We start from the raw sequence: 1,383 nt of genomic DNA, 5'->3' as shown, positions 1-1,383 counted from the left end.
TCTCCTGATAATGTTTGTGGACTAGTTAAAATTTCCACAAACATTATCAGGAGAGGATAGGATGTTTTGCCAAGGTTTGTTTTGGATTTGGTTCCAATCTGGTGAATAGTTTGTGTCTGTTTGTAATAGACATCTCGTAAACTAGTCAGCTTCATATCCTGGCAATTGCCCATCGCTTCCTTTCAGGGCATAAGCCTGTCTCAATTCTGCTTCAGATTCTGCATAACTCCAAGTTGTTTCCGTTAATTTTATATAACGTCGCTCGATAGTAACTTGAATGGGAATATATTGATCAGTGATAACAATAGGCTGTTTAGTGTGAAACAGTTTGATGTGCTTAAAATTTTCTTCAACTTCTGTTAGGAATTGACAAACAACCTGTTTCTGTTTCTCTGGTGTAAGTTCAGATTCAGATTGCTCCTCCTGCCATACCTTAAACCCTTGTCCACCCTTAAGTTTAGCAATTACAAAATCTTCTGTTGCCATATCAAAATTAGGGGTTTGCTCTTTTTGATAAAACTTACGAACGCTTTCAGGTACAGCTTTACTAAGATGATTCATCAAGTTAGAAACTTTCACCTCTGTATCACCAGGTTTATTGCCAGCACCCTGTAACGCTTCCAGAAAATGATTGGTGTAAATGCTATACAGTCCATCTGGATGTATCAAAGACTTCTCTTCTCCCCTGGAAGAGGTGAACACCACTCGTCCTTTTCCTTGTTTCAGTTGCTCGACGAATCCTTTGGAAGGAGAAACCCGCTGGAAATCCTCGAATTCATCGGCCAGCTCTGTATCTTCTTTTTCTACTTCACGGATGATTTCCTCTGGATCTTTGGAGGTTGCCATTCCTGCCGCATGACAACTATCAATCACCACTAATAAACGTTCTGCTGGAATTTGTCGCAGAGCTTCGGTGAAAACTTCAGCTGATAATGCGGAAGCCGCCAGTTTAGTAGGTTTAATATCGTGTTGCACTAAATAGTAACAATTGTCAGCTTTATTCAACCAACCATGGCCTGAATAGTAGACGAAGATTGTAGCTTCTGGATCGGCTTTTGCGGATTCCTGTAACCATTGCAACCCCTCTAGAATATTGTCCCGTGTTGCTTCTTTGTTATTTAATACTCGAATATGGTCTTTATTATCTGGATAAGCGCATAAGTCAGGGTCAATCAGTGCCGCATAAATGGCTTGAGTATCTTTAACTGTTACAGGCAGAGATAGGCGCGGATAGGCAGATTCTCCCACACCAATCAGCAAAGCATAGCCATGATCAAATTGTTCGGGCATCTTATTTCATCCTCCTTAATTTAAAGGAGCAGGGAGCAGGGAGCAGGGAGTAGGGAGCAGGGAGTAGGGAGCAGTAGGTTAGGTTAGCGATAA

General features: G+C 41.4%; 1 protein-coding gene. It reads right to left on the bottom strand.

The window, feature by feature from the left end; all coding sequences use genetic code 11:
- Nucleotides 1-141: 141 nt before the first annotated feature.
- Nucleotides 142-1,290: a caspase family protein gene (locus F6K37_RS42465; RefSeq protein WP_287257227.1), complete on the bottom strand. Its 1,149-nt coding sequence runs from the start codon at nt 1,288-1,290 to the stop codon at nt 142-144.
- Nucleotides 1,291-1,383: the final 93 nt, after the last annotated feature.

This window comes from Moorena sp. SIO4E2 (genome assembly GCF_010671945.1).
GTDB classification, from domain to species: Bacteria; Cyanobacteriota; Cyanobacteriia; order Cyanobacteriales; family Coleofasciculaceae; genus Moorena; species Moorena producens.
Note: the sequence above shows the minus strand (reverse complement) of the source record. Positions and strands in the feature narration are given on the sequence as shown.

Bases quoted from the DNA above. Each gene is read 5' to 3' on its own strand.
- F6K37_RS42465 (WP_287257227.1), bottom strand. From the start codon at position 1,290: ATGCCCGAACAATTTGATCATGGCTATGCTTTGCTGATTGGTGTGGGA.